This window comes from Mesorhizobium sp. M7A.F.Ca.US.005.03.2.1, assembly GCF_003997795.1.
GTDB classification, from domain to species: Bacteria; Pseudomonadota; Alphaproteobacteria; order Rhizobiales; family Rhizobiaceae; genus Mesorhizobium; species Mesorhizobium ciceri.
This window is the reverse complement of the sequence record NZ_RZRP01001604.1, coordinates 1-472: the sequence shown is the minus strand read 5'-3', so window position 1 is coordinate 472 and position 472 is coordinate 1. Positions and strand designations below refer to the sequence as shown.

1 protein-coding gene is annotated in these 472 nt (G+C 64.2%); it reads left to right on the top strand.

Annotation, left to right across the window (positions count from 1 at the left end; all coding sequences use genetic code 11):
- The coding region (locus EN991_RS39395) for an SDR family oxidoreductase (protein WP_164769822.1) at nt 1-472 on the top strand (472 nt) is incomplete at both ends.

The following is a 472-nucleotide window of genomic DNA, read 5'->3' as shown; positions in this document are numbered from 1 at the left end:
CGTGTCCACCATGCAGCACGCGCTCGATCTGACCGATGAGGAGTGGGACTTCAACTTTTCGGTCAATTCCCGCGGTGTATTCCTGGCAAATCAGATCGCTGGACGGCACTTTGTCAAGCAGGGCACGGGCTGCATCGTCAACACCGCCTCGCTTGCCGCGAAGGTCGGTGCGCCGCTCCTGGCGCATTATTCGGCATCCAAGTTCGCCGTGCTCGGCTGGACGCAGGCCTTTGCCCGCGAGCTCGCGCCCAAGGGGATACGCGTCAATGCCGTCTGTCCGGGGTTCGTCAAGACCGGCATGCAGTCGCGCGAAGTCGAATGGGAGGCGCATCTGCGGCAAGTCACGCCCGAACGGGTGGTCGCCGACTATATTGCGCAGACGCCGCTCGGCCGGCTCGAGCTGCCGGAGGATGTCGCCGACGTCGTCGTGTTCCTCTGCTCGGATCAAGCCCGCTTCATGACCGGCCAGGGC